Genomic DNA, 26,253 nt, shown 5'->3' with positions numbered 1-26,253 from the left:
GGAATGATCCGCTATTCAGTGACGCGCCTTGCCGGCAACCCGGTGATCCGGCCGGGGATGGATGCCCGCATGGGGTCGAACATCCAGGGGCCCTCGGTGATCCGCGTGCCGGATTGGGTACGCAATCCGCTGGGCCGCTACTACTGCTACTTCGCCGACCACAAGGGCGACTACATCCGCCTCGCCTACGCCGATGCGCCGGAAGGGCCGTGGACCGTGCATGCGCCGGGCAGCCTGGCGCTGGCGGACAGCCTGTTCCCCACCACCTCCCCGCCGGTGCCCGCCAATGTCGAGGATGGCGACCGCCTGCCGGGCCGCGCGCCGCCCGGCACACCCGGCATCCCCGACCCGATGGAAGACGCGACCCACCCGCACATCGCCTCCCCGGACGTGCATGTGGATGACGCGAACAAGCGCATCGTTATGTATTTCCACGGCCTTGCCGGCTTCCGCACGCAGCGCAGCCGCGTCGCACTCTCCGAGGACGGGCTGGCCTTCAAGGCGCTGCCCGACCTGCTCGGCCCGTCCTATTTCCGCGTCTTCCGCCATGGCGGCTGGACCTATGCGCTGGCCATGCCGGGGATCGTCTTCCGTTCGAAGGACGGGCTGACCGCGTTCGAGCGCGGCCCGACGCTGTTCCCCGGCACCCAGCGCCACACGGCATTGCGCCTGCGCGGCGACCGGCTGGAGGTGTTCTGGACCCGCGTCGGCGACCTGCCGGAAGCCATCCTGCTCAGCGAGATCGACCTGACCGGCGACTGGATGTCCTGGCGTGCCGAGGGCGAAGCCACCGTGCTGCGCCCGGTCGAACCCTGGGAAGGGTCGAACCTGCCGCTCGCGCCATCCTGGCGCGGGGCGATCAACGCGCCGGTGCACCAGCTGCGCGACCCCTGCATCCTGGAGGATGCCGGCCGCGTCCTGCTGTTCTACGCCGTGCAGGGGGAGGCCGGGATCGCGGTCGCGGAACTGCACGACGCCTGAACGCGCCGTTGCGCGGCGCCGGGCAAGCGCCCATCGTCCGGGTCTGCGAGCAGGGGTTGAAAACGCATGCGCCGTCGTCATCTGCCCGCCGTGCTCACCGCGGCGGTCGCCCCCGCCGCGCTGGCCCAGACCCTGGTGACCGACGCTGCGCTCGATGCGGCCGCCGGCGCCCTGACCGGCCTGCCCGGCGAGACCGCCCTGTTGCTCGAAGCCGAGGGACCCAAGGGCCGGATCCGCGTCGCGCATCGGGAGGGCGCGCCGGTCTTCGTCGGCAGCGTGATCAAGACCTTCATCCTCGCCGCCTACCTGAAGGCGGTGGAGGACGGCCGCCTGTCGCTGTCGGAGCCGTTGCCCGTCGATGACGATGTGCGTTCCCCCGTCAGCCCGGTATTCGGCGCGCTGACCGGCACCGCGCCAGCCGTGGTCGCGCTTGAAGCGATGATCACCCACAGCGACAACACCGGCACGGACATGGCGATCCGCCGCGTGACGCCGGCGGCGGTGCGCGCGCTGATCGCCGCCCGAGGACTGGCCGGCACGCGCATCCCGGATTCGACGCGCATCATGGTCTCGGCGCTGGCCGGCGCGCCGCCGGGCGTCGATCTCGGCTGGGCCGGCATCCAGGCGCTGGATCGCGGCGCGCCCATGCCCTCCCCCCGCACGCCGATCAACGACGTCTCGACCATGGTCAGCACCGGCCTCGACATGATCGCCTGGTACGACTTCGTGCTGGCCGGAAGATTCTTCGCGAAGCCCGAGACGCTGGCGACCTTCAAGCGCATCCAATCCATGGCGACCGCCATGCCGGAGGTCGCCCCGCCTGACGTCATCGCCTATGGCAAGGGCGGCAGCATCACCTGGAACGGCGCGCAGGCGATGGCGGTAGCCGGGCAGATGGTTGCCGGGCCGGTGCGGGCGACCTTCTTCTATGGCGTGAACTGGGTCGGGGATGATGCCTCCATGCCACGCGTCGCCGCCGCGGCGGTCGAACAGTTCCGCATCGTGCTGACGCGGACGCTCGCCGTGCTGGGCTGACGGGGCGCTCGACAAGCGCGCCGCGACCGGCGACCCTCCGGCCCAATCCAACCGAGGGAACCCCATGACCCTGATCGAATCCCTGAAGGGGCGCCTGCGCCTGCCGCTGATCGGCTCGCCGCTGTTCATCATCTCGGTGCCCGACCTGGTGGTCGCGCAATGCACCTCCGGCGTGATCGGCTCGATGCCCTCGCTGAACGCGCGTCCGGTCGAACAGCTCGACGAATGGCTGGCCGAGATCAAGGAACGGCTCGCCGCGCATGACGCCGCGCATCCGGACCGCCCCTCCGCCCCCTTCGCCATCAACCTGATCGTCCACCGGTCGAACGACCGGCTGGAACAGGACCTCGCGCTGTGCGTGAAGCACAAGGTGCCGCTGGTCATTTCCAGCCTCGGCGCCCGGCCGGAGGTGAACGACGCCATCCATTCCTATGGCGGCCACATCATCCATGACGTGATCAACCAGACCTTCGCCCACAAGGCGATCGAGAAGGGTGCCGACGGGCTGGTGCTGGTCGCCGCCGGTGCGGGCGGGCATGCCGGCGCGCAATCCCCCTTCGCCATGTTGCAGGAAACGCGGGCCTGGTTCGACGGGCCGATCGCCCTGTCGGGGGCGATGGCGCATGGCCGGTCGATCCTGGCCGCCGAGGCGATGGGGGCCGATTTCGCCTATATGGGCAGCGCCTTCATCGCGACCGAGGAAGCCCGCGCGGTCGAGGATTACAAGGCGATGATCGTCGCGGCCGAGGCGTCGGACATCATCTACACGAACCTGATCACCGGGGTGCACGGCAACTATCTTAAGCCGTCGCTGCGCAAGGCCGGGCTCGATCCCGAGAACCTCGGGGGCATCGAAGGGTCGCAGATGAATTTCGGCACCGAGCGCAAGCGGAAGTGGAAAGACATCTGGGGCGCGGGGCAGTCGGTGTCCGGCGTGAAGGAAGTCGTGCCGGCGGCGGCGCTGATCGACCGTCTGGCCGGTGAATACGCGGCGGCGCGGGCGCGGATCAATGCCGGTTCGCCGCTGGTGAATGCGGGGTGGGGGCGGCGCGCGGCGGCGTAGTCGCCCGGCGCTCCCCAGCCCTGGCGGCGCGATCCGCAGGGTCAATGGCCCATGAGGGCCAGGATGATCCGGTGAGACGCTCGAACCGGGGTGAGCATGGAGCAGGATCCGTTAGCTTTCGCGCACGCCTCCTGCTCCATGCCTCTGCTTGACCGCGTGATTCAGGCCTCCGGCGCATGCGCACCAACGGCCATCACGCTCTTGCCCCCTCCGCGCAAGGCCGTGCCTCACGCCACCAACAACGGCCAAGGTGCCTTTGGGATGCCATCACGCGCACCGGGCGGGATCGGGGGATTCACCGCGGCTGAGAAAAGCCTGCCGCGGCACGTCCTGACGGCTGATCCGGCCCACACTGTTCTGCGCCAGGTATCGGGGTCCGCGATCCTCCGCCCTTGGGCGGGGTCGCATGGAGGAGCAAGTCCTCCGGCTTCCAGGTTCCTCGGGCGCCAATGCGGCGAAGGCCCTGCTGCGCCCTGCCTTGCCGTCGACTGAACCCTTTCAGACACGAGGCGCGTTTGTAACCTGGATTGCTATTCCAAGGTTTGGACGCGACGTATTCCGACGCATCGATTGACCTCGTTCGGAAGGCGAAGATGTACGATATCCTGAATATGGCAAGAATTGCGGACGACATTTACAGTGACATCGCGAATTCCAGCATGCTGCGAGACTGGCACACCAGCCAGGTCCAGGATCTTTACGAGAACGACAACTTCCGGGCCCGCGCCTATTGGAAGGGATCGGGGCACAAGATCGCCTGTGTCTGCTTCCGCGGCACGGCGAACATGAAGGATGCGGTGGCCGCGGATCTGGGCGGCATCGGACTGGGGCTGAATGCGCTGGCGATGAAGCTGAACGACGCCGTCGAATTTACCGCCGGCGTCGCGCACCAGGCCGAGGTGGTTTGGCTGACCGGCCATTCCCTGGGCGGCGCCTTCGTCCAGATGGTGGGTGCGATCCTCGGACTGCCGGGTGTCACCTGGAATGCGCCCGGCGCGCTGGCGCTGGTGAACCAGTTGTCGTCCAATCCCGTGCGCGCCGCGGTGGGCGGCGCTGGTTCGGCCGGCGTGGGCTTCCTGGCGAGCCTCGCCACGCTGGGCCTGGGCGGCCAGGTCGTCGCGGCGATGAACAAGATCGTCGCCGCGACCGGCGACGATGCCTTCGCGCCCATCGCCAATTTCCGCGGCAACTGGGACCCGGTAAGCCAGTTCGGCAGCCATGTCGGCATGCCGTTGCAGACGATCGACTGCCCAACCCAGGCGCCGCACCCACACAGCATGCTGCCGATCATCGCGGCGCTGGAAAGCCGCTGAAGGGAATGCGGCGGCGGCGGAGATGCCGGGGCCGCAACGCCCCGGCACGATGATCGAAACGGCTTCATGCCGGGCAGCCACGCGCCGGGCATCGGCCTCGCGCTGGCAACACCCGCCCGGCGCCACAAGCCCGCATTCCAAGGGCCCGCTGGCATTCGGTGGGGTGGCCCAGAGGGCAAGGGCCCATCGGCTCGAAGTTTGGGCGCCGTGGCGCCTCGGAGAGGGGCTTTGCCCCTCTCCGAACCTCACCCCACCAAAGGCTTAAGGCCTTTGGAAACCTCGGTTTTGGCGCTGAACGCCACGGCTCGGTACGAGGAGCATGGCGCCATGCTTGGCGCCCCTCCAGCCCCGCGCTGTCCCCCATGCAAGGCACCAAGATACCGCGGTCCAGGAGCCCGTTGGCTCCTGGCGGGGTGGCTTGGAGGGGCAGCGCCCCTCCAATATTGCTGCCTATGGGGCAAGGCCCTCCGGTCTTTTCAGAGTGCCCGCAGCGCCGCGCAGATCCGCTCCACCTGCGCATCCGACAGTTCCGGATACATCGGGATGCTCAGCACTTCCTCCGCCGCGCGCGCCGTTTCCGTGCAGCCGGCAGGCCCCAGCGCCGCGCGGTCCTTGTAGGCCGGCTGCAGATGCACCGGCACCGGGTAGTGAATGCCCGTGCCGATCCCCTGCGCCTTGAAATGCGCCTGCACCTCGGCGCGGTTCGCGCAGCGCAGCACATACTGGTGGAACACGTGCTCCGCGCCGGGCCGGCGAAAGGGTGCCTCGATCGCGGTCCCGGCCAGCGCGGCATCGTAGGCCGCGGCGATCGCCTGGCGCCGCGCATTGCCGGCATCGAGCGCCGTCAGCTTCACCCGCAGGATCGCCGCCTGCACCTCGTCCAGGCGCGAATTCACGCCAACCATCGCGCTGATGTAGCGATCGACCCAACCATACTGGCGGATCGCGCCGATGCGGTCGGCCAGTTCGGCATCGTTCATCGCCATGACGCCGCCATCGCCCAGCGCGCCGAGGTTCTTCGTCGGATACAGGCTGAACGCCGCCGCCGTGCCGAGCGTGCCGAGGCGCTTTCCGTCCAGCGTCGCGCCATGCGCCTGCGCGCAATCCTCGATCAGCGGAATGCCGGCCTCCTGGGTCGCCTCCAGCATCGGCGCCAGGTCGCAGGCTTGGCCATAGATATGCACCGGGATCACCGCCTTGATCGGCGGCAGGCCCGGCGGCGGCTCGTCCAGCACCGAGACCAGCTCATCCGCATCCATGGTGTAGGTGTCGGGGTCGATGTCGAGCAGCAGCGGGGTCGCGCCCACCATCTCGACCGCCGCGACGGTCGCGACCGCGGTGTGGGAGACGGTGGCGACCGTCATCCCCGGCCCGATGCCGAGGCCCCGCAGGATCAGCGCCAGCGCATCGGTGCCATTGGCGCAGCCGACCGCGCGGTTCAGCCCGAGCCAGGCGGCGAACTCGGTCTCGAAGGCCGCACCCTCCTTGCCGAGGATGTACCAGCCGGAGTCCAGCGCGCGGGCGACGGCGGCGTCGATCTCGGCCTTCTGGGCGCGGTATCCCGCACCGGGGTCGGCCTGGGGGATCATGGCGAGGGTGGGCGCGTTCATGGCAATCAGCCTTACAGATAGTCGGCGAGGCGCGGACGATACCACGCGAGGGAACGGCGCAACCCCTCATCGAGATCGACCTTCGGCGCCCAGCCTGAAGCGTTTCGGAAGGCGGTGTCGTCGGCGGCGTAGGACCCGATGTCGATCGGCGCGCGGTCGGCGGGGAATTCCTTCATCTCGAAGGACCCATTCCCGCCATTGGCCGCGATCAGCCGCTCGGCAAGGTCGGTCAGCGAGGTGGGCGGGCTGCCACCCAGATTGAACACTTGCCCGGAAAGCGCTGGTTCCACTGCCTTTTCAGCCGCCGTCAGGAAGGCGTCGGTGACGTCCTCGGCATAGGTCAGGTCGCGCAGCTGCGCACCGCCCCAGACCTCGAAGGGGTCGCCTTCCAGCACCCGGCGGATCCAGATGCCCAGGAAGGTCTGCCGCGCATCGCGGATGCGCAGCCGCGGGCCATAGCAATTGGTCAGGCGCAGCGAGACGACCGGGCGATCATGCACCCGCTGTTCCAGCAGCCAGTATTGCTCGCCCGCCCATTTCGACACGCCGTTGGCGTCGGGCGGGTTCACCGGATGCAGTTCATCGACCGGCAGGGCGCGCGGGCGACCGTAGAACTGCCGGGTCGACGCATGCACCACGGTGGCCTTGGGTGCGACCTCCCGCATCACGCCGATCAGCCGCACCTGCGCGACCGCGTTGATGGCGATATCCGCCACCGGGTCCTTCTGCCCGCCCATGTGGCTGGTCTGGGCGGCCATGTTGAACAACACGTCCACGCCCTCGCAAAGCGAGTGCAATTCGGTGTCGCGGATGTCCCCGCGCACCAGCAGCACCCCTGCCCCTTCCAGGTTGCGGGCGGATGCGCCGCCATCGGGCATCATGGCGTCAAGCGCCGTGACGCGCGCGCCAAGCCCGGCCAGCGCATGGCAGAGGTTGGACCCGAGAAACCCCGCGCCCCCTGTCACCAGCACCCGCCGGCCGCGCCAGAACTCCGCCGTACTCATGCTTCAGCCTTCCAAGCGATGGTGCCGCATTCTGCGCCCGATTGCGGCGGAATGAGGCCGGCGCCGGGGCATCCTTGCGCAGGCCCCATGATCCGGATCGGGGGCGAACGAAACGCGGCGCGGTGGAGACGGCCCTGCCCCCTGCGCGTCGATATACGGTGGCGCGGCTTCTCGGAAAGGGGCCTTGTCCCTTTTCCGGTGGCGCCGGTGGACCATCACTCCCCCACCGACCCGGGCCGCCGCCCGGCCCCCTCTCCGCCCACCAGGCGACGCGTGCGCATGATCTCCGCGAAGCCGAACAGCAGCAGCACCTGCCCCGCCACCACCTGCACCGAGGTCAGCAGCCGGATGCCGTCGTCCTGCGGCGTCAGGTCGCCGTAGCCGACCGTCGCCTGGGTCACCAGGCTGAAATACAGCGCGTCCGGAAAGCCGAGGACCACGGGACCCTGCGGGGAATGGAACAGCGCCACCATCGAGAGCCCCTGCGCGATCCGGTAGAAGCAGGCGAAGGCCACCACCAGCATCACATACATCGCCAGGAAGGCGATCATCGGCACCAGCACCCGCCCGGCCCGCCCGGCCAGTTCCTGGGTGATCAGCGCCATGTCGGTCAGCAGCCGCACCACGCCGCCGACCGAAGCCGCGACGATCAGCGATATGACCGCCATGGCGCCGAGCAACGCGGTGCCTTGCTCGAAATACGGCAGCCGGTTGACCGGCAGCGCCAGGGAGAAGGCGCCGACCGCCCAGACCGGGATCAGCCAGCGTGCCATGCGCGGCAGGTGGTCCAGGTCGAAGGGCCGGTCCGCCTCCGCCACCAGGCGCAGCTTGCCCCGTCGCCACCAGACCGCGACCAGGAAGGCGGCGACCGGCATCAGGAAGGCCGGCGCGCGCGACCAGCTGGGCGCCAGCGGAAAGGCCGCGCGGCCCATCACGGTGAACAGGCAGGCATAGATCGCGAGCCCCGCGCTGATGCCGAAGGCCGCGTGCATCCCATGGGGGAACAGCAGGTACAGCGTGCCGAGCCCAAGGGCGGCGACGCCGATCACCAGATAGGGAAAGGGCGAGCCCTGGTCGGCAACGCCGCCGGCGACGAGCAGCCCGAAGCCCAGCGTCATCGCGACCGAACGCAGCCAGCCTTCCGGCGGCTGGTAGGGCCGCGGCGCCCCGGTCACCGCGGCGCCAGGGCGACGCCGGTGATCTCCACCTTCCACGCGGGGTCGACCAGGGGTGCCTGGATGGTCATGCGCGCCGGCTTGTGCGCCGGATCGAGCCAGGCATCCCAGGCGCGGTTCATCGCCGGAGCGTCGCGGATGTCGGCCAGGACGACGGTGCAGGACACCAGCGCGCGCTTGTCGGTGCCGGCCTCGGCCAGCAGGGCGTCGATCTGGGCCAGGATGTCTGCGGTCTGCCCTTCGGCATCGGCGGTCGCATCGTCGGCCACCTGGCCAGCCAGCCAGACCATGCCGCCCGCCACCACGGCGCCGGACAGGCGCGCCTCCTCGGCCAGCCTGCGGATTGCCATTGCGTATCTTCCCTTCATCCCGGTCATTACCCGGGACGGAGGTTCATCCCATGCGGCCGATTCTCGCCAAATTCATTCTGTTCAACCGCTGGCTGGCGGCGATCTTCCTGCTTGGGCTGACGGTCGCGCTGGCGCTGTTTGCCGCCCGCTTCGTGATGAAGATCGTGAAGTTCGGCGCCGGCGTCTTCTCCTCCCCCGAGGACCAGGCGCTGCTCGACCTGCTGCACCTGCTCGACTGGACGCTGGTCGCCTCCCTGGTGGTGATGGTGATCCTGGCATCCTGGGACAGCCTGGTGTCGCCTTCGACCCGTCCAGCCGGGCGGGCGGGATGTCGTGGATCCGCAAGCTCGACCCGGGCAACCTCAAGGTGAAGTTGGCGGGGTCGATCGTCGCCATCTCCTCGATCCAGTTGCTGCAGATGTTCATGCGCGGGGACGGGTATTCCGACCGGTCGATCGGCTGGGCCATGGGGCTGCACGCGCTGTTCCTGGCCGGCGCGGTGACGCTGGCGCTGACCGACCGGATCTCGGCCGACAGCAAGCCGGCATCGCAGGATTGATGCCGCGCCGCACGGCCGGCCCGCCCTGGCGCCTCGCGGCGGGGCCGGCTGCGCACCCGAAGGGTGAGACACGGCGGCTTCCATGCCAAGGCATTCGAAAACCCGGCCGTCATCGAACCGTCCAGGACGGGCAGCGCGATCGACTAAAACGCGACTCTCTCGAATCTCTTACTGACTCACGTTAAGATTCTACATGAGGATCACAGTGGAGGACGCGACATCCGCCCGCGTTTTCTCTCCGTCAAAACGCATGATTCTAACCAAAAGGTTGAATTTTTTACTTGTTGCACCCCAATCGATTGATATTGATTCGCCCATAGGTTGATTAACGGGGCGAAAATTCTTGTCATGAGCGAACTCCGACCTCTCCTGCGTCGTCCCAGGCGCCTCGACAACGTCGTGCGCGACCGTCTCAAGACCTGGCCGCAGCACCCGCCCGGCACCGGCAACCTCGGCAATGACGGCGCCTGGTTGCGCGGCCGCCCCTGCGATGGGGAACCGGTGGCGCAGCCCTACCTCAAGATACCGGGTTCAGACCGGATGCGAACCATCCCGGACGGGCTCTGGCTGCATTTCGGCGGCACGCCGGCCGACCCCTATGCGGACATCCTCTGCATCGAGGCCTGCTCGACCTTCCAGAACCTGCTGGACAAGCGCTCCCGCTTCGCGCCGTCCACCGTCTCCCTGCTCGCGCATTGCCCGCTGCCCTGGCTGCTGGCGCCGCTGCAGGCGAATGACCCGACGCCCCGGTGGCGCATCATCCCCTTCGTCACCGCGGAACCGATCGCCGGCTTCTCCCTGCCGGTGCGCGACCTGCGCGTGCTCTATGGCCTGCAGCGCGACCACTACGATGGCTTTGCCCGCCACCAGGTGCCGCACCCGCACGAATATTTCTGCCCGATGGACGCGCTGACGGCGCATGAAGGCCACGCCAATCCGGCGATGCGGTCCCTGCTGGGGCGGGCCTGCGCCGCTTCGGCCTTCATGGTTCCGCCCTGAAACACGGCAGCCTTGCCCAGCGCCTGGGCAGGAATGATGCAGGAACGACGCCGAATGGGCGGTTTTGTCCCCCGGCGGGATGCGGCGCCGCTTGCGCGCCGGCCGGCACATGCCGCACAGAACGGCATGGCCGGCAATGTCCGGCGTGCAGGGAGACGCTGACATGGTCCTTCGCCTCAACCGACGTTCGGCGCTGATCGCGGCCGGTGGCCTGGTCGCCGCCCCGCGCCTGGCGCAGGCCCAGGCGACACGGGTGCGCATGACGCTCGACTGGGCGTTCCAGTCGCCCAACGCCTTCGCGCTGGTGGCGCGGGAGAAGGGGTATTTCCGCGCTGCCGGCCTCGATGTCACGGTCGATCGCGGGCAGGGTTCGGGTGGCGTGCCCGTGGCGCTTGCCGGCGGCGCCTACGACATGGGCTATGCCGACCTCAACCCGGCGATCCGCTTCATGGCGGAGAACCCTGACCGCGGCATCGTCGCCGTCGCCGTGCTGCATGACCGCAGCCCGCTCTGCGCCATCGTGCGCGCCGATGGGCCGATCCGCACGCCCAAGGACCTCGAAGGCAAGAAGCTCGCGGCACCGGACTTCGATGCGGGGCGCCAGCTGTTCCCCGCCTTCGCCAAGGCCGCCGGCATCGATGCGTCGAAGGTCACCTTCCTGTCGGTCACCCCTGCCCTGCGCGAGCCCATGCTGGTGCGCCGCGAGGCCGATGGCGTGACCGGCTTCGTCACCACCTCGGCCCTCGCGCTGAAAGGCATCGGGCTCGGCCTGAACCAGCAGCGCACCATGATGTACTACGACCACGGGCTGGACCTGTATGGCGGCGCCATCCTGACCACCCGTGCCTATCTGGAACGCAACCCGGACGCCGTGCGCGGCATGACCGCGGCGTTGATGAAGGCCTTCATCGAGACGGTGAAGAACGGGCAGGAGATGCTCGACATCCTCAAGCGCGTCGAACCGCTGACCGATGTCGCCCTCGAACGCGAACGCCATGAGCTGAACGTCGAGAAGGTCATCATGAGCCCGAACGTCCAGGCGAACGGCATCTCCGCCGTCGATCCGGCCCGGTTGCAGACCGGCATCCGGCAGGTGGAGGAAGCCTACAACATGCAGCCCCGCCTGCAGGGGCCGCAGATTTACACCGCGGATTTCCTGCCGCCGGCGGCGGATCGGCGGATCTGAGCCGGCGGGGACGAAAAGGCTGGAGGGGCGTCGCCCCTCCAGACCACCCCACCAAAGGCCCAAGGCCTTTGGAAACCGTCACTTGGCGCCGGGCGCAGGGTTTGGGCCGTGGCGGCGAGGCGTGTCCCATGCCGCCTGGGCGTCATCCCCGATCACGCGCCCGTCCTTCGCGTCCCACCTTGGCTGAATCGCGCCAGGTCCCCGCGGTCCAGGGGGCCGTTGCCCCCTGGCGGGGTGGCTTGGAGGGGCAGCACCCCTCCAACCTTTGCGCCACCTCCTCCCTTCGCGCCGCCTCCTCCCCGGCACGCCACATGCCAGGACAATTCCCATGACCCCACCCTTCGTCCAGATCGACGGCGTCTCGATGCGCTATGGCGGCGTCGAGGGCACCCTGGCCTTGCGCGACGCCTCCCTTGATGTCGGGGACGGCGAATTCGTCGCCGTGGTCGGCCCTTCGGGATGCGGCAAATCCACCCTGATGCGCCTGGTCACCGGCCTGTGGCCGCCCACCGAGGGCACGGTCATCGTCGACGGCCGCGAGGTCGATGGCCCGCTGTCGATGGCCGGCATGGCCTTCCAGAACCCGACGCTGCTGCCCTGGCGCAACATCATCGACAACGTGATGCTGCCGCTGGAGGTGGTGCAGCCGCATCGCCGCCAGTTGCGCGCCCAGCGCGGCATGTATGAACGCAAGGCCCGCGACCTGCTGAAACTGGTCGGCCTGGACGGCTTCGAATCGAAATTCCCCTGGCAATTGTCGGGCGGCATGCAGCAGCGCGCCTCGCTGTGCCGCGCCCTGGTGCACGACCCGCGGCTGCTAATGCTCGACGAGCCCTTCGGCGCGCTCGATGTCTTCACGCGGGAGGATCTGTGGGACGTCATGCAGGCGGTGTGGCTCGCCAAGAAGCCGACGGTCATCCTGGTGACGCATGATTTGAAGGAAGCGGTCTACCTGGCCGACCGCGTGCTGATCATGTCCTCCCGCCCGGGGCGCATCATCGCCGAGCGCCGCGTTCCCTACCCGCGTCCGCGCCGCCTCGACCAGACCTATGAGGCCGAGTTCCAGGCCATCGTCCACGAATTGCGCGACCGCATCGCCGAAGCTCGGCGTGGGGAGGATGCCGAGGCCCGCAAGGGAGAGACCGCCGATGTCCGCTAGGTCCGCCCGCTCCGCCGAGGCGCTCGCCGAAGCCGCCCGCCGCCGCCGCCGGCTGGAAAACGCCCTGCCCTGGCTCGTTACCGTCGGGATGTTCCTAGTCTGGGAAGCGGTGGTGAAGCTGTTCGACGTGCCCGTCTTCATCCTGCCGGCGCCGACCGACATCGCCGAGAGCATGGTGAAGTGGTGGCACCCGCTGCTGACCAATTCCTGGGCGACGCTGCTCACTACCTTCGTCGGCTTCATCATGGCGGTCGGCTTCGGCCTCGCACTCGGCGTACTGATCGGGTCCTCGGTGCTGGTCTATCGCGGGCTGTATCCGCTGCTGATCGCCTTCAACTCGGTGCCCAAGGTGGCGGTGGTGCCGATCCTGGTGATCTGGTTCGGCGCGGGCTTCTGGCCGGCGGTGCTGACCGCCTTTCTGATCTCCTTCTTCCCCATCGTGGTGAATGTCGCGACCGGCATCGCCACCGTGGAACCCGAGCTGCGCGACGTGCTGCGCGCGCTTGGAGCCCGTCCGATCGACATCATCATGAAGGTGGGCCTGCCGCGCGCGATGCCGTATTTCTTCGCCTCGCTGAAGGTGGCGATCACGGTGGCCTTCGTGGGGTCGATCATCAGCGAGACGGTCGCCGCTAATGAGGGTATCGGGCACCTGATGCTGGTCGCTTCTTCCCGCTTCGACGTCCCGCTCGTCTTCGCCGGGCTGATCGTGACCGGGGTGATGGGCGTGCTGATGTATTGGGTCGCGGTGACCATCGAGGAACGCACGACAGGCTGGGCGACGCGCGGGCAGAACGACCCGCGCCTCGCGACGGGGGGCTGATGGACGGTTCGATCCGGCTGGGGATGCTGACCCCATCCTCGAACACCGTGCTGGAACCGGCGACGGCCGCGCTGCTGGCAGGCACGCCGCAGATCACGGCGCATTTCCAGCGGCTGCGAGTGCTGTCCATCACGCTGGACGGCGGTTCCACCGGGCAGTTCGACGCCGGGCCGATGGTCGCGGCGGCGGAGATGCTGGCCGATGCCAAGGTGCATGCGCTGTGCTGGAACGGCACCTCCGGCGCCTGGCTCGGGCTCGATGCCGATCGCGCGGTCTGCGCGGCCGTAACGGCGGCGACCGGCATCCCCTGCACCACGGCAACGCTCGCGCTGCATGACGCGCTGCACGCGCTGGGCGCGAAGCGGGTTGGGCTGGTCACGCCGTATCTTGGCACCGTCCAGGCCGCCATCCTGACCAACCTGCGCGCCGAGGGCTTCACCCCCGTCGCCGAGCGACACCTGGAAGACCCTGGCAACTACTCCTTCTGCACGCACGCGCCCGAGTTGGTCACACGCCTCACGCGGGAGGTGGCGGCGGAAGGCTGCGACGCCATCGCGATCCACTGCACGAATTTCCGGGGGCTTGAGGCCGCGCGCCTGGTGCGGGCGGAAACCGGCATACCGGTGCTGGATTCCGTGGCGGTGGCGCTGTGGGGGGCGCTGCGCGCGGCGGGCGCTGCGCCTCCAGCGCCAGGCTGAACCGGCCGGCGGGCGCTGCGCGCAGATGATCGCGCTTCACGAGCGCGCGGCGCGGCGCAGCACCTCCGGCGCCGTTTCGCCGAACCGGCGCCGGAAAGCCTGGGCAAAGCGCGACGCGTTGGTGAAGCCGTAGCGGCGCGCGATCGCGGCGACAGGGGCATCGGACGCGCCCTGGCTTATGTCACGCATCACCTGATCCAGCCGGATGCCGTGCAGCGCGCCGAGCGCGGTATGTCCCCGGAACTCCCGGAAGACAGCCCCCAAGGTCCGCACGCTGCAGCCAGCGGCGGCGGCAACCTGGGCCATGCGGATCGGCTCTGCGCAATGGGCGCGCATGAATTCCTCCGCGCGCCAGACATAGGCCGGAACCGCACCGGCCGACCCGGCCGTCAGCCGATCCGAGTACTTATGCGGCACGGCGCGCAACACGAGCGTGGCCAGCAGATCGGTCATCGACGCCAGTGACACGGGGTTGTCAGCGATGCCGTCCGTTCGCTGGAACTCGCGCATCACGAAATCCAGTTGCCCCTTCAGGCTGGCGGCAAGCCCCCCGCTCCAATCGAGTTCGCCCCCCAACACGAGGGGCTCGCGAAGGCGCTCGTCGAGCATGTGCTCGAGCGCACCCTCGACCTCCGCCACCTTGAGGAAGACATTGATGCGCAGTGAATCGTCACTGAACAGGAACCGGCTGCCCGGGCCCGTGCGATAGGCGAGGCCACGGCCCTGCGAGCCCGTCGCGTGTGCCCCCTTCTCAAACACCGATATCGACCCGCGCAACATCGTCGCAAAGCAGAAGTGCTCGTCGGCAGTGCCGTCGACGTCCACTGCCGTGGAGAAACGGTTTGCCGCCTGGCTGACCAGGATCGCGCCGGCGCTGCGGATCGCCATGCCGAAGATCGGCTGGTCGAACCGCATCCGGCACAGCGCAGGGTCCCGCAGCCTGTACTTGTACGTGCGGCTTTGCCCCGGAAGTCGCTCGCTCACGCGTGAGCGACTGTCCAGTTCCTCTGGATCGGTTGCCTGGACGACGTTGAAGGCCGTCAGCCGCGAAGGGTCGATCGCAAGTGCTCCGGCCGGCATGACAGCAGCATCCCTTCGACATCTTCAAGCAGCGACCGCCGCCGCGCCAGCCCGGGCCCAATCCGGATCCCGCAGCGCCAATACAGAACTGGCAGGAAACGACCGGAAGCCGGCCGAAGCGCGATCCGATTGCTTCCCTGCGCGTGACGCCTGGTTGATCACTGCTGCGTGATGACGAGACAACAAATCCCTGGGGGTTGCAACGAAACAGTCGGCGGTCTGCCGCCTCGTTTCGCTGGAGCATGACAACATGCCCCTCCTGACGCTGTCCCCATGGACGTGCGACGACGCGCGCGCCGTGCGCCCGCGGCGGTCGCCTCGGAGCCAGCCGGCGGGACCGGCGGCGAGGTGATGAAGCCGCCGCCCGGTGGCCACGGCCCCGCCCTGACCATGGGCGTCACGCCGAACGAAGCCGCGACCGAAGCGCCGCAGGCCCGCCGCTGCGCGACCGCCAGGCGCGGCGAGCCCATTGCCATCGAGGCCGCGGGCCGCGCCCAGGCTGGCGCGGTCCAGCCGGCGATGTTCGCCCGCGCCATGCGACGCACCGCTGCGCGCATGGCCGCCATATGGCAACGGGTCGGCGGTCGCGGTGAAGGATCCCCCAGGGCTGCGGGCGGGGAGGCGTGATGCCGTCCCGGGCATCCCCGCGGCGCAAGGCGAACGGTAGGCGGGACCCTGCCGCCGGCGCATCGGGAATGCGCGGCGGCGCCCATGCCTGGGACTTCCCCTCGGCAGACCCGCTGGCGCCGTGGCTCGACCCGGTGCCCGGCGGCGCGGGCCGCGTCCGCATCCGTCCCTGGCCCGTGCCGGCCGCCCTCGGCGCGAGCGAGACGGCATCCTGTCTCGCCACCGCCCCGAGGCAACGCGGTCCATGAGCCTGCACCTGGACGCCATCGACCGCCGCGCCATGCGTCGGGCGGCCGTCGCACGCCCCGTGCGCGATGTGAGGCTCCGGGAATTCACCGAGGGCTGGGGCGTGCTGGCCGGCACCTTCCTGCTCAACATGGTGGGGTTCGGTGCGATCTATTCATATGCCGCCTTCGCCGACGACCTGGTTGCCACCTTTGGCGGCTCGCGCGCTGCCGCAGGCCTGGTCTACGCGGTCTCGGGGGCCTGCTGCTTCGCGGTGAGCGGCTTCAGCGGGCCGCTGGCGGACCGTATCGGGCCACGCCCGCTCGCCGTCACGGGCATGGCCGTGGTGACCCTCGGCCTGTTTGCCGCTTCGGCGGCGCGCAACATGACGGAAGTGGTGATCTGCTACGGCGTGCTGATCGGCCTGGGCACCGGCTTCGCCCACGTCCCGAGCCTGGCCGCGGTGCAGCGCCACTTCGTCCTGGGGCGCGGCCTCGCTTCCGGCATTGCGGCGGCTGGGGTGGGTGTGGGCACCGCGCTGGTGCTGCCGATGGCGGGTCTGCTGAGCGGATACGGCGACTGGCGCTTCGCCTTCGGGCTCTCGGGCATTGGTGCCGGGGCCGTCGGGCTCGCGGGTGCCATGCTGATGCCCGGCATGCCGCCACGGCGCCGCGCAACCGGGCTGCGGGCCGTGGCGGAGGAGATCAGCTCCCAGGCGCAGACCACGGCGGCCGGACACCGCGCAATCTCCCAGGGAGGCTTCGCGAGGCTTTTCCTCGGCGTGCTGCTGCTCTCCGTCCCGATCGCCCTGCCTTTTGGGCATTTGGTCGCTTCGGCGAGCGACCTCGGGCTCGCCAGGGCGGATGCCCTCGGGCTGCTCGGGGTGATCGGCATCGCCTCCATCGCGGGCCGCTTCGTGCTGGGAGCGCTGGCGGACATCACGGGGCGGCGCGCGACCTTCCTCGCCTGCGCCATCACGCTTGTCACGGCGACGACGCTCTGGGCGGTGGCGTCATCGGCCGCGGAACTGGCCGTATTCGCGATCCTGTTCGGTGTCAGCTGGGGCGGGTTCCTGGCGCTGCTGCCGGCCTTCGCCGCGGACCAGTTCGGTCGGGAGACGGTCGGCACCGTCATCGGGCTGATCTTTTCGGGCCGGGCCGTTCCGGTGCTGGCCGCGCCACTTGCGGCTGGCTTTGCCATCGAGGCGCTGGGCGGCCACCGGGTGCCCGTGGCGGCGGCCGCGCTGGTCGGGCTTGCCGGGGTGATACTGCTCATCCTGGTGCCGCGGCAGCGCGGCGCCTGACATGACGGCCGGCGCGTCGCATGGCCCGGCACCCCGGCCCGGCCTGGCGTCAGTTGCGCCGCTGCGGCGCCGCCTGCGCGACATCCGCCGTGCGGATCGCCGCCGGCCCGCCATTCACGCCGATGCGCTGCCCGGTGTCGCGCAGCCGCCCATTCTCGAAACGGAACACGCCGAGGTTCCGGTCCGTCATGTTCTGCACGACGATCATGCGGCCATCGCGGGAGAAGGCGATGCCCTGCGCCCAGGCACCGGTCGGCGCGCGGGCCACTTCGGTCAACCGGCCGCGTTCGATCCGCAGGATCACCAGCTATCTCGTCCCGCGCAGCGGATCGCCCTCGGGCCGAGCCGATCCGTCGTGGATCGTCACCGCGACATGGCGATTGTCCGGGCTGACCTGGATGCCTTCGGGCGTCGCCCCGACGCGGCATGACCGGAGCGCGCCGGCCGCCCATCCGTCCCACCAGCGCGAACGCGCTGTGATCTGTTTCATAGCCAGGCCCAACCCTGGTATCGAGACTGTTGCGCCGGGACGATGCCGTGGTGGCCATGCCGCCCGCGCGACTGGACGCGGCCCGGCCTCTTCATCGAACGATAGTCGCGCCTGGTCAGGCCCGGCGGTTTTGATCTGTATCACCGCGGACTGTTACCTGATCAGACTAATAAAAATTCGTCATTGTGCAGTATATGTACAGGCATTGCTTGCGTCGCGGTTCCGGCTTTGGCATGTCGCAGACAGGGGCGGCGGTGAGGATTGAATGATCGGAATCGACTGGGGTACGTCGAGCCTGCGGGCCTATCGCTTCGCGGCGGATGGACAGATCACGGGCCGGCGCGACACGCCGCGCGGCATCCTGACGGTGGCACCCGGCGACTTTCCCGACACGCTGCACGCCGTCGCCGGCGACTGGATTGACAATGGCGAAGGCCGCATCCTGATGTGCGGCATGGTGGGCAGCCGGCAGGGTTGGCTGGAAGCACCCTACCTGCCTTGCCCGGCCGGTCTCGACGGCCTGGCCGCCGCGGCCATCGCGCTGCCTTATCCCGGTGCGGACCTGCATCTGCTGCCCGGCCTGTCCTGCCGGGACCGCCACGGCGTGCCGGACGTCATGCGCGGGGAGGAGACGCAGATCCTCGGCGCGGCCCTCGGCGACGCCGAGGCGACCGTCTGCCTGCCCGGCAGCCATTCGAAATGGGCACGCGTGAAGGGTGGCGAGGTCACCGCCTTCGCAACCCACTTCACCGGGGAGGCCTTCGCGGCACTCGCCGGCCACACCATCCTCGCGCGCATGATGAATGCCTGCTCGCCCTTTCATGCCGGCGGCTTCGCGCGCGGCGTCGCTCGCGCGAAGCAGGGCGGCGGCTTGCTGCACCACCTGTTCGGCCTGCGCGCCTCGGCCCTGTTCGACGAGATGCAGGAGGAGGAGGCGTCCTCCACCCTCTCCGGCCTGCTGATCGGCCATGAGGTCGCCGCGGCGCTCGAGGATGGCGTCGCCCCCCCGGTGGTGCTGATCGGGGCCGATCGCCTGACGTTGCGCTACGCCGCGGCACTCGATGCCTTCGGCGTGCCGTACATCAAGGCGGACCCCGATGCCGCGGCCCACGGCCTGTGGCGCATCGGGCAGCTCCTGCCATGAGCCTCGCCCCCTGGATCGACGCCTGCCCGATCGTCGCCATCCTGCGCGGCATCCGGCCGGAGGAGGTGGAGGGCATCGGCGCCGCGCTGCTGTCCGAGGGGCTGAACATCCTCGAAGTGCCGCTCAACTCGCCCAATCCGCTCGAGAGCATCCGCCGGCTGCATGCCGCCTTCGGGGAACGCGCGCTGATCGGCGCCGGCACCGTCACCTCCGAGGACGAGGTCGCCGCCATCGCCCGCGCCGGGGCCAGGCTGATGGTGACGCCGCATTGCGACCCGTCGCTGGTTCTGGCCGCCCGCGCGCGGGGGATGATCGCCTGCCCGGGCTTCTTCACGCCGGGCGAGGCCTTCGCGCTGCTCGCCGCCGGGGCCGATGCGCTGAAGCTGTTCCCGGCCGAGGCCGCCTCGCCCGCCGTGCTGCGCGCGCTGCTCGCGGTGCTGCCGAAGGGCACGGCGGTGCTGCCGGTGGGCGGCGTCGGCGCGGAAACTATTCCGGCCTGGAAGGCAGCGGGGGCCGCCGGCTTCGGCGTGGGCTCGTCGATCTACAAGCCTGGCGACGATGCCGCAGCGGTCACTGCGAAGGCGCGCGCGCTGCGCCAGGCGATCGACGCCGCTTGAAAGGCCGGGCGGTTTCGCCCGAAGGTGGCGCCGAACCGGGGAGGCAATCCCGGCACGGCTCCATCTGGGGAAACGATACGATGCTGCATCGCCGCCTGCTGCTGACGGGCGCCGCCCTTTCGGCCCCCGCGCTGTTCACGCCTCGCCGTGCGGCGGCGCAGGAGGTGACGCTGCGGCTGCATCATTTCCTCCCGGCCGTGTCCAACGTCCATCGCCATTTCCTGGTGCCCTGGACGAACAAGATCCGCGAGGAATCGGGCGGGCGGCTGCGCATCCAGATCTTCCCGGTGATGCAACTCGGCGGCGCGCCGCCGCAACTTTACGACCAGGCGAAGGATGGCGTCGCCGACATCGTCTGGACGCTGCCCGGCTACACCCCCGGCCGCTTCCCGCGCATCGAGGTCATCGAGCTGCCCTTCATCGCCCATCAGCGCGCCAGCGTGAATGCGCGCGTCGCCTGGGCGCTGTTCGACAAGCACATGCGGACCACCGAGTTCAGCGAGACCCACATCATCACTGCCTGGGCGCATGATGGCGGGCTGATCCACGCCAAGCGCGACGTGAAGACGATGGAGGATCTGCGCGGCCTCAAGCTGCGCTTCCCCACCCGCCAGGCCGGCGAAGGGCTGAAGGCGCTGGGTGCGACCGCGATCGGCATGCCCGTGCCGCAGGTTCCCGAGGCGATGTCCCAGGGCGTGATCGACGGCGCGGTGGTGCCGTGGGAAGTCGTGCCCTCCATCCGCCTGCAGGAGATGGCGCGCTACCACATCGGCATTCCCGGCAGCCCGACCTTCTATTCCGCGTCCTTCGTCCTGGCGATGAATCCGGCGCGCTACCAGGGGCTGCCGGATGACCTGAAGCGCGTGCTCGATGCCAATTCCGGCGAGGCCGCCGCGATCATGGCCGCCCGCGTCTGGGACGAGGAAGGCCCCAAGGTCGAGGAGGTCGCCCGCCGCCGCGGCAACACGATCAGCGAGATCACCGAGGCCGAGAAGGCGCGCTGGGTGACCGCCACCGCCCCCGTCACCACCGCCTGGATTGCCCAGATGCGCGAACGCAGCATCGATGGCGCGGCGTTGGTCGAGGAAACCCGCGCCCTCGTCACCCGGTTCGGCCAGGGCGTGTCCTGACCCCGCCTTCCGGTCCGGTCGCGCGCCTCGCCGGCGGCTTCGCCGTGGCCGGCGGGGCCGTGCTGCTTGCGGTCGCCTTCATGGTCGCCGCGTCGGTGCTGATGCGCTGGCTCTTCGATCGGCCGATCACCGGCGATGTCGAGATGGTGCAGGTCGGCGGCGGGCTCGCGGTGCTGGGCTTCCTCGCCTATGGCACGCTGATGCGCGCCAACATCTTCGTGGACAGCTTCACCACAAGGCTGCCGCTGCGGGTGAACCAGGCGATCGACGGCTTCTGGAATCTCATCTGGGGCATCGTGGCCCTGGTGCTGGCCGAACGCATGGCGGTGGGCGCGATGGAGGCGCTGGGCAACGGATCCACCACCATGGGCCTGCTCGGCATTCCGATCTGGTGGGCGATCGGCATCGGCGCGCTGTGCTTCGCGGCGACCGGCCTCGCCGCCCTGTACTGGACCGGTCGCCTGCTGCGCGGGCGCGGCTGAATGGCCGAGGAATTCATCCTGGCCGGCGCGGGCTTCGCCGCGCTGCTGATCCTGCTCGCGCTGCGCTGCCCGATCGGGCTGGCGATGCTGGTGGTGGGCTGCGCCGGCTACGCCCACATCGTCGATACCACCCGGCTGCTGGCCTATCTCAAAACCACGCCGTTCTTCCTGTTCGCCAACTACACGCTGTCGGTCATCCCGCTGTTCATCCTGATGGGCTCGCTGGCCGAACGCGGCGGGCTGGCGCGGGACCTGTTCACCGCGGCCAATGCGCTGGTCGGGCACAAGCGCGGCGGCCTCGCCATGGCGGTGATCGGCGCCTGCGCCGGGTTCGGCGCGGTGTGCGGGTCATCGGTCGCGACCACCGCCACATTCGGCCGCGCCGCACTGCCGGAACTGCGCCGCTACGGCACCGCGCCCGGCTTCGCGACCGGGACCATCGCGGTGGGCGGCGTACTCGGCATCCTGATCCCGCCCTCGGTCATCCTGGTGGTCTATGCCATCAGCACGGAACAGAACATCGCGCGGCTGTTCATGGCCGCGCTGATCCCCGGGCTGATGGCGACCGCCTTCTACATCGTCACGATCGCGGTGGTGGTGTGGCGGCGGCCGGACCTTTGCCCCGCTGCCCCGCGCGTGGCCCCTGACGACCGGCGTGAGGCGCTGCGCAACGTCATCCCCGTGCTGCTGATCGCGGTGGTGGTGGTGGGCGGCATCTATGGCGGGATCTTCACCCCCACCGAAAGTGCGGCGGTGGGCTGCGCCGCGACGCTGCTGACCGGCGTGTTCCGCCGCAGCCTCGCACCACGCCAGGTGATCGAGTCACTGAAGGCCACCGCCGAGACCACGGCGATGATCTTCGCCATCCTGCTGGGGGCGGAGGTGTTCAACGCCTTCCTCGCCTTGTCCCAGGCGCCGGACCTGCTGGCCGTCTGGGTCGCCGATCAGGGCTTCCCGCCGCTTGGCGTGCTCTGCGCCTTCCTCGCCGTCTACCTCGTGCTCGGCGCGGTGATGGATGAGCTGGCGATGATGCTGCTGACGCTGCCGGTGTTCTTCCCCGTCATCACCGCGCTTGATTTCGGCCTGACCACCGAGGAGACGGCAATCTGGTTCGGCATCCTGGTGCTGATCGTCGTCGGCATCGGGCTGACGGCGCCGCCGATCGGGCTGAATGTCTTTGTCGTGTCGGGGTTGGCGCGCGATGTCCCGATCGGGGCGACCTATCGCGGCGTGCTGCCCTATCTGGTGACGGATTTCATCCGGCTGGGGCTGTGCGTCGCATTCCCATGGCTGTCGCTGGTGCTGGTGCGGCTGCTGAGTTGAGGCGCGGCGGCCGGAGATTGGATCGGCTTTGCGCTATTGGCGCGGGGATAAGGCTCTCGGTGGTGTAACCGGAGAGGGCATTGCCCCCTCCGGACCTCCCCCACCAAAGGCTTAAGGCCTTTGGAAACCTCGACTTGTTGCTGCGCACGGTGGTTGGTCCCCAACACAAAAGTTGCCTTGGGCACGAGAACGGAAGCCAGACACTGGTCCCGACTGCCTCGCCCTGCGCCAAGTGATGGTTTCCAAAGGCCCACTGGCCTTTGGTGGGGTGGTTTGGAGGGGCAAGGCCCCTCCAACCTTCCGCTTAATCCTCGCGCCTACGGGGCGTCGTCCCGCCGACGCTACGGCGCCGGCGCCGGCACCGTATCCCCCGCCCGCTGCGGCGGCAGCTTGATCGCCAGCGCGCGAAACCGCCCGGTCGTCGCGCGCGACCCGGCATGCGCCACGCCGCGGGGGATGACGATCAGGTCGCCCGGCTTCACCTGCACTTCGCGGTCGCCGAGCCAGAACGACCCCTCCCCCTGCAGGATGAGCTGAATCTCATTGGCGTCCGCGTGGTAGTGCCGCAGCACATTGCCGCTCTGCACGGCAACCGTCCCGTCCGGCGTCGTCACCAGCGTGCGGCTGCGCAGGTCGGTGTTGGGCACGAGGTTGCCGATCTCCTCATCCGTCATGCTGAACAGGTTGATGATCTGCGGGGTCAGCGGCGGCGGGCCCGACTGCGCCTCGGCCTGCGGCACCAGTCGGTTGGCGAGCAACCCCGCGGCGAAGGCCGCCGCGAAACCGGCGCAGAGGAGCGGGACGCGCATCGTATGGGCCATGGAGCGTTTCCTTCGGGTTCGTTCCCGGCCGGGATCATCGGCCACGCTCGCCCCCGCGCGCAATCCGCTTCCGGCATCCGGCGAAATTGTCGCTCCTCAACGCCAACAATCGCCTATTGTCGAGCCGGACCAGGCGGGATCACGCGATGAGCGACAATCTCGGCACCTTCAGCGAGACGGCCAAGTCGCTCTCGCGCAATCCGCTCGGCATCATCGCGCTGTTCATCGTGCTGGTGTACGGCATGGCCGCGCTCGTGCTCGGCGTCGCCGCCAGCGGGCTCGGCCCCTTCGAACGCGTGCTGCTCGTGCTGTTCCTCGTGGCCTTCCCGCCCTGCGTGCTGTGGGTGTTCCGCGACCTCGTGATGAACCACACCGGCAAGCTCTATAGCCCCGCCGACTTCAAGGAAGAGAAGAACTTCATGGAGGTGGTGGCCGCGCTGGCCGCCGCCGCCGGGCGTGCCGAGGCGACCCCCGGCCAGGCGGCCCCGGCGCCCGCCGATCCCGCCAGGCTGTTCACCGCTGCCCGTATGGCGACCGCCGCCGCCAGGACCGCGACCCGCGTGCCGAAGGTGCTGTGGGTCGATGACCATCCCACCAACAACGTGCATGAACGCCGAGCGATGGAAGCCGCGGGCATGGCGGTGCAGACCGCGCTGACCACCGAGGAAGGGCTGACGCGTGCGGCGGCCGATCGCTTCGATGTCATCGTTTCCGACATGCGGCGACCGGAAGGCGAGCAGGCGGGCTACGACCTTCTCAAGGCGCTGCGCGCCCGCGACGACGCCACGCCCTTCATCATCTATGCCGGCCCGGCCACCACCGCGCAGCGGGAGGAGGCGAAATCGCTCGGCGCGACGGGCCGCGCCACCAGCGCGAATGAATTGCTGGAGCTTGTAACCAAGTCCCTGCCGCGCTGATCGTCGCGCCGGGGGTTGCGGCGGCGGCCGGGGCCACGCAAAGGTGCGCCCGCCATCCACCGGAGCCACGCCATGAAGACCCGCGCCGCCGTCGCCTGGAAAGCCGGAGCCCCGCTGACCATCGAGACCATCGACATCGGCGACCCCAAGCCGGGCGAGGTGCTGGTCGAGGTGATGGCCACCGGCGTCTGCCACACCGATGCCTACACCCTGTCGGGCGCCGACCCCGAAGGCATCTTCCCCGCCATCCTCGGCCATGAAGGCGCGGGCATCGTGCGCGAGGTCGGTGCCGGCGTGACCACGCTCAAGCCGGGCGACCACGTCATCCCGCTCTACACGCCGGAATGCCGGCAGTGCAAAACCTGCCTGTCGCAGCGATCGAACCTGTGCACCGCGATCCGCGCGACGCAGGGCAAGGGCGTGATGCCCGACGGCACCTCTCGCTTCTCCTGCGACCAGGGCACCGTGTTCCACTACATGGGCTGCTCGACCTTCGCGAACTTCACCATCCTGCCCGAGATCGCGCTGGCGAAGGTCCGCCCCGACGCGCCCTTCGACAAGATCTGCTACATCGGCTGCGGCGTGACCACGGGCATCGGCGCCGTCATCAACACCGCCAAGGTCTGGCCCGGGGCCAATGTCGTCGTCTTCGGCCTGGGCGGCATCGGGCTGAACGTGCTGCAGGCCGCGCGCATGGTCGGTGCCGACAAGATCATCGGCGTTGACCTGAATCCTGCACGCGAGGAGATGGCCCGCAAATTCGGCATGACGCATTTCGTCAATCCGAACGTCGTCGGCACCGACAAGGTGGTGCAGGCGATCCAGGACATCACCGATGGCGGCGCCGACTTCTCCTTTGAATGCATCGGCAATGTCCACGTGATGCGCCAGGCGCTGGAATGCACCCATCGCGGCTGGGGCACGTCGATCATCATCGGCGTCGCGGCATCGGGGCAGGAGATCAGCACGCGACCGTTCCAGCTGGTCACGGGGCGCAACTGGCGCGGCACTGCCTTCGGCGGCGCGCGCGGTCGCACCGACGTGCCGAAGATCGTGGACTGGTACATGGAAGGCAAGATCGAGATCGACAGCCTGATCACCCACACCATGCCGCTCGACCAGATCAACACCGCCTTCGACCTGATGCATGAAGGCAAGTCGATCCGCAGCGTCGTCATCTACTGATCGCCGCGCGTGACGCCGGTCACGCGCCATGCGGCGTTTTAGGCCGGACCTGCCCGCCGACATGCTACGGTGCTCCCGTCAATCCGGGGGCATCGGAGGTCGGCATGTCCGGCAACATCGCGCTGCTCAACCAGCCCGACGATTTTCGGTCCTGGGTCCAGCTCTCGCCATACCTGTATCCCTTCAGCATGAAGGAGATGCGCTACCGCATCGGCCTGCAGCGCCAGGGCGTCGAGGTGATCGAGGTCTGGGCGCCGATCAACGCGCCGCGCATCGCCGTCGCGATCGACCGGCGCAGCCTCTATCTGTTCGGCGTGCGCGCCCTGCCCGACGGCGCCTGGTACTGCTTCCGCGACTATGCCCGCCCCGCCGACCCGCCCGGCGCGCCGGTGGTCGAGATCGACGAGGAACTGAACTATTCCCGCCTGCTCGGCGCCGCACCCTCGGCCATCGCGATGACGCCGGTGCAACTGCTGACGCTGGCGTCGGATTTCGGCCGCTCACGCGCTTCGCCTCGGCAGTTGCAGGCGCTCGCGGCGCTGATGTTCCTGGTGCCGGAGGCGCTGCGCTTCGATTCGATCATGCTCGCGGCGATGCGCTACTTCGACCAGGGGTTCCTGCCGGTCGCGGACCTGCTGGAGACCGTGCAGAACTGGGCCGGGGCCAGCGCGGATGCGCATGACGATGTGCTGATGCCACATCTCGGGTGACGCGCGGCGGAGAGGGGCGTCGCCCCTCTCCGGACCTCTCCCCACCAGGGGCCAACGGGCCCCTGGACCGCGGGGACTTGGCGCAGCGCCCGACGCGCGAGCCGACACAACAGATCGCCACCCCTGCCCGATCCCAAAAAACCCGCATTCCAAAGGCCCGTTGGCCTTTGGTGGGGTGGCTTGGAGGGGCAAAGCCCCTCCCATTCCTCCGCGCCCCCCTCTCCGCCCACCCCCTTGCGCCGCG

General features: G+C 69.2%; 28 protein-coding genes. 21 read left to right on the top strand and 7 right to left on the bottom strand.

Features of this window, described 5'->3' with window-relative positions:
- The first annotated feature begins 3 nt into the window (after positions 1–3).
- The 4 genes from AAFN86_RS01565 to AAFN86_RS01550 all read left to right on the top strand — a co-directional run bounded on the left by AAFN86_RS01565 (position 4) and on the right by AAFN86_RS01550 (position 4,392).
- The gene (locus AAFN86_RS01565) at positions 4–981 is read left to right on the top strand and encodes a hypothetical protein (RefSeq protein WP_347541445.1); all 978 of its coding nucleotides are present in this window, start codon (positions 4–6) and stop codon (positions 979–981) included.
- Positions 982–1,047: 66 nt separating this feature from the next.
- Complete coding sequence (locus AAFN86_RS01560) at positions 1,048–2,016, top strand: serine hydrolase (protein WP_347541444.1); 969 nt, start codon at positions 1,048–1,050, stop codon at positions 2,014–2,016.
- Positions 2,017–2,080: 64 nt separating this feature from the next.
- Positions 2,081–3,079, top strand: a complete 999-nt coding sequence (locus AAFN86_RS01555) for a nitronate monooxygenase family protein (protein ID WP_347541443.1) — start codon at positions 2,081–2,083, stop codon at positions 3,077–3,079.
- Between the two features lie 659 nt (positions 3,080–3,738).
- A complete protein-coding gene (locus tag AAFN86_RS01550; RefSeq protein WP_347541442.1) occupies positions 3,739–4,392 on the top strand; it encodes a hypothetical protein in 654 nt (217 codons plus the stop codon).
- Positions 4,393–4,868: 476 nt separating this feature from the next.
- Here the strand turns inward: AAFN86_RS01550 and AAFN86_RS01545 are convergent, their stop codons facing one another.
- The 4 genes from AAFN86_RS01545 to AAFN86_RS01530 form a co-directional block, all read right to left on the bottom strand.
- The gene (locus AAFN86_RS01545; protein ID WP_347541441.1) at positions 4,869–6,002 is read right to left on the bottom strand and encodes a DegT/DnrJ/EryC1/StrS family aminotransferase; all 1,134 of its coding nucleotides are present in this window, start codon (positions 6,000–6,002) and stop codon (positions 4,869–4,871) included.
- Between the two features lie 11 nt (positions 6,003–6,013).
- Entirely contained in the window at positions 6,014–7,006 is a 993-nt protein-coding gene (locus tag AAFN86_RS01540) for an NAD-dependent epimerase/dehydratase family protein (protein ID WP_347541440.1), read from the bottom strand.
- 215 nt (positions 7,007–7,221) lie between these two features.
- Entirely contained in the window at positions 7,222–8,181 is a 960-nt protein-coding gene (locus AAFN86_RS01535) for a potassium channel family protein (RefSeq protein ID WP_347541439.1), read from the bottom strand.
- Positions 8,178–8,531, bottom strand: a complete 354-nt coding sequence (locus AAFN86_RS01530; protein WP_347541438.1) for a RidA family protein — start codon at positions 8,529–8,531, stop codon at positions 8,178–8,180. The genes AAFN86_RS01535 and AAFN86_RS01530 overlap by 4 nt, the downstream gene beginning before the upstream one ends.
- 50 nt (positions 8,532–8,581) lie before the next feature.
- Between AAFN86_RS01530 and AAFN86_RS01525 the strand changes: the two genes are divergently transcribed.
- The 7 genes from AAFN86_RS01525 to AAFN86_RS01495 all read left to right on the top strand — a co-directional run bounded on the left by AAFN86_RS01525 (position 8,582) and on the right by AAFN86_RS01495 (position 13,955).
- Positions 8,582–8,902 (top strand): YqhA family protein, encoded by a 321-nt coding sequence (locus AAFN86_RS01525; protein WP_347541437.1) that lies wholly within the window; start codon positions 8,582–8,584, stop codon positions 8,900–8,902.
- The gene (locus AAFN86_RS01520; protein ID WP_347541436.1) at positions 8,860–9,090 is read left to right on the top strand and encodes a YqhA family protein; all 231 of its coding nucleotides are present in this window, start codon (positions 8,860–8,862) and stop codon (positions 9,088–9,090) included. Before AAFN86_RS01525 ends, AAFN86_RS01520 begins: the two co-directional genes overlap by 43 nt.
- Positions 9,091–9,438: 348 nt before the next feature.
- A complete protein-coding gene (locus AAFN86_RS01515) occupies positions 9,439–10,089 on the top strand; it encodes a hypothetical protein (RefSeq protein ID WP_347541435.1) in 651 nt (216 codons plus the stop codon).
- 163 nt (positions 10,090–10,252) lie between these two features.
- Complete coding sequence (locus AAFN86_RS01510; protein WP_347541434.1) at positions 10,253–11,275, top strand: ABC transporter substrate-binding protein; 1,023 nt, start codon at positions 10,253–10,255, stop codon at positions 11,273–11,275.
- A 328-nt stretch (positions 11,276–11,603) separates the two neighbouring features.
- A complete protein-coding gene (locus tag AAFN86_RS01505; protein ID WP_347541433.1) occupies positions 11,604–12,434 on the top strand; it encodes an ABC transporter ATP-binding protein in 831 nt (276 codons plus the stop codon).
- On the top strand, positions 12,424–13,257 hold the full coding sequence (locus AAFN86_RS01500; protein ID WP_347541432.1) for an ABC transporter permease: 834 nt from the start codon (positions 12,424–12,426) through the stop codon (positions 13,255–13,257). The genes AAFN86_RS01505 and AAFN86_RS01500 overlap by 11 nt, the downstream gene beginning before the upstream one ends.
- Complete coding sequence (locus tag AAFN86_RS01495; RefSeq protein ID WP_347541431.1) at positions 13,257–13,955, top strand: aspartate/glutamate racemase family protein; 699 nt, start codon at positions 13,257–13,259, stop codon at positions 13,953–13,955. Before AAFN86_RS01500 ends, AAFN86_RS01495 begins: the two co-directional genes overlap by 1 nt.
- A gap of 36 nt (positions 13,956–13,991) precedes the next feature.
- Here AAFN86_RS01495 and AAFN86_RS01490 read toward each other — a convergent pair whose 3' ends face one another.
- A complete protein-coding gene (locus AAFN86_RS01490; protein ID WP_347541430.1) occupies positions 13,992–15,035 on the bottom strand; it encodes an AraC family transcriptional regulator in 1,044 nt (347 codons plus the stop codon).
- 273 nt (positions 15,036–15,308) lie between these two features.
- Here AAFN86_RS01490 and AAFN86_RS01485 point away from each other — a divergent pair, with 273 nt between their 5' ends.
- Both AAFN86_RS01485 and AAFN86_RS01480 read left to right on the top strand, forming a co-directional pair.
- Entirely contained in the window at positions 15,309–15,662 is a 354-nt protein-coding gene (locus tag AAFN86_RS01485) for a hypothetical protein (RefSeq protein WP_347541429.1), read from the top strand.
- A gap of 244 nt (positions 15,663–15,906) precedes the next feature.
- Positions 15,907–17,190, top strand: coding sequence for an MFS transporter (locus AAFN86_RS01480; protein ID WP_347541428.1), 1,284 nt, complete (start codon positions 15,907–15,909; stop codon positions 17,188–17,190).
- 49 nt (positions 17,191–17,239) lie between these two features.
- Here AAFN86_RS01480 and AAFN86_RS01475 read toward each other — a convergent pair whose 3' ends face one another.
- Positions 17,240–17,494: a hypothetical protein gene (locus AAFN86_RS01475; RefSeq protein ID WP_347541427.1), complete on the bottom strand. Its 255-nt coding sequence runs from the start codon at positions 17,492–17,494 to the stop codon at positions 17,240–17,242.
- Positions 17,495–17,945: 451 nt separating this feature from the next.
- Here AAFN86_RS01475 and AAFN86_RS01470 point away from each other — a divergent pair, with 451 nt between their 5' ends.
- From AAFN86_RS01470 to AAFN86_RS01450, 5 genes are all read left to right on the top strand, one after another.
- Positions 17,946–18,824, top strand: a complete 879-nt coding sequence (locus AAFN86_RS01470) for a 2-dehydro-3-deoxygalactonokinase (RefSeq protein WP_347541426.1) — start codon at positions 17,946–17,948, stop codon at positions 18,822–18,824.
- The gene (locus AAFN86_RS01465) at positions 18,821–19,441 is read left to right on the top strand and encodes a 2-dehydro-3-deoxy-6-phosphogalactonate aldolase (protein WP_347541425.1); all 621 of its coding nucleotides are present in this window, start codon (positions 18,821–18,823) and stop codon (positions 19,439–19,441) included. The genes AAFN86_RS01470 and AAFN86_RS01465 overlap by 4 nt, the downstream gene beginning before the upstream one ends.
- An 80-nt stretch (positions 19,442–19,521) precedes the next feature.
- On the top strand, positions 19,522–20,571 hold the full coding sequence (locus AAFN86_RS01460; RefSeq protein ID WP_347541424.1) for a TRAP transporter substrate-binding protein: 1,050 nt from the start codon (positions 19,522–19,524) through the stop codon (positions 20,569–20,571).
- 44 nt (positions 20,572–20,615) lie between these two features.
- Positions 20,616–21,053: a TRAP transporter small permease subunit gene (locus AAFN86_RS01455; RefSeq protein ID WP_347541423.1), complete on the top strand. Its 438-nt coding sequence runs from the start codon at positions 20,616–20,618 to the stop codon at positions 21,051–21,053.
- Entirely contained in the window at positions 21,054–22,376 is a 1,323-nt protein-coding gene (locus AAFN86_RS01450) for a TRAP transporter large permease (protein ID WP_347541422.1), read from the top strand.
- Between the two features lie 341 nt (positions 22,377–22,717).
- On the opposite strand, the gene AAFN86_RS01445 is transcribed toward AAFN86_RS01450, so the two are convergent.
- On the bottom strand, positions 22,718–23,197 hold the full coding sequence (locus AAFN86_RS01445; protein ID WP_347541421.1) for a cupin domain-containing protein: 480 nt from the start codon (positions 23,195–23,197) through the stop codon (positions 22,718–22,720).
- 146 nt (positions 23,198–23,343) lie between these two features.
- On the opposite strand from AAFN86_RS01445, the gene AAFN86_RS01440 reads away from it, so the two are divergent.
- The 3 genes from AAFN86_RS01440 to AAFN86_RS01430 all read left to right on the top strand — a co-directional run bounded on the left by AAFN86_RS01440 (position 23,344) and on the right by AAFN86_RS01430 (position 26,009).
- On the top strand, positions 23,344–24,114 hold the full coding sequence (locus tag AAFN86_RS01440) for a response regulator (RefSeq protein ID WP_347541420.1): 771 nt from the start codon (positions 23,344–23,346) through the stop codon (positions 24,112–24,114).
- Between the two features lie 72 nt (positions 24,115–24,186).
- On the top strand, positions 24,187–25,299 hold the full coding sequence (locus AAFN86_RS01435) for an S-(hydroxymethyl)glutathione dehydrogenase/class III alcohol dehydrogenase (RefSeq protein WP_347541419.1): 1,113 nt from the start codon (positions 24,187–24,189) through the stop codon (positions 25,297–25,299).
- A gap of 104 nt (positions 25,300–25,403) precedes the next feature.
- A complete protein-coding gene (locus tag AAFN86_RS01430; RefSeq protein WP_347541418.1) occupies positions 25,404–26,009 on the top strand; it encodes a ribosome-inactivating family protein in 606 nt (201 codons plus the stop codon).
- The last annotated feature ends 244 nt before the right edge of the window (positions 26,010–26,253 follow it).

It is taken from the genome of Roseomonas sp. CAU 1739 (assembly GCF_039839775.1).
Classification (GTDB): Bacteria; Pseudomonadota; Alphaproteobacteria; order Acetobacterales; family Acetobacteraceae; genus Neoroseomonas.
The sequence above is the reverse complement of the archived record's forward strand: the minus strand, read 5'-3'. Positions and strand labels throughout refer to the sequence as shown.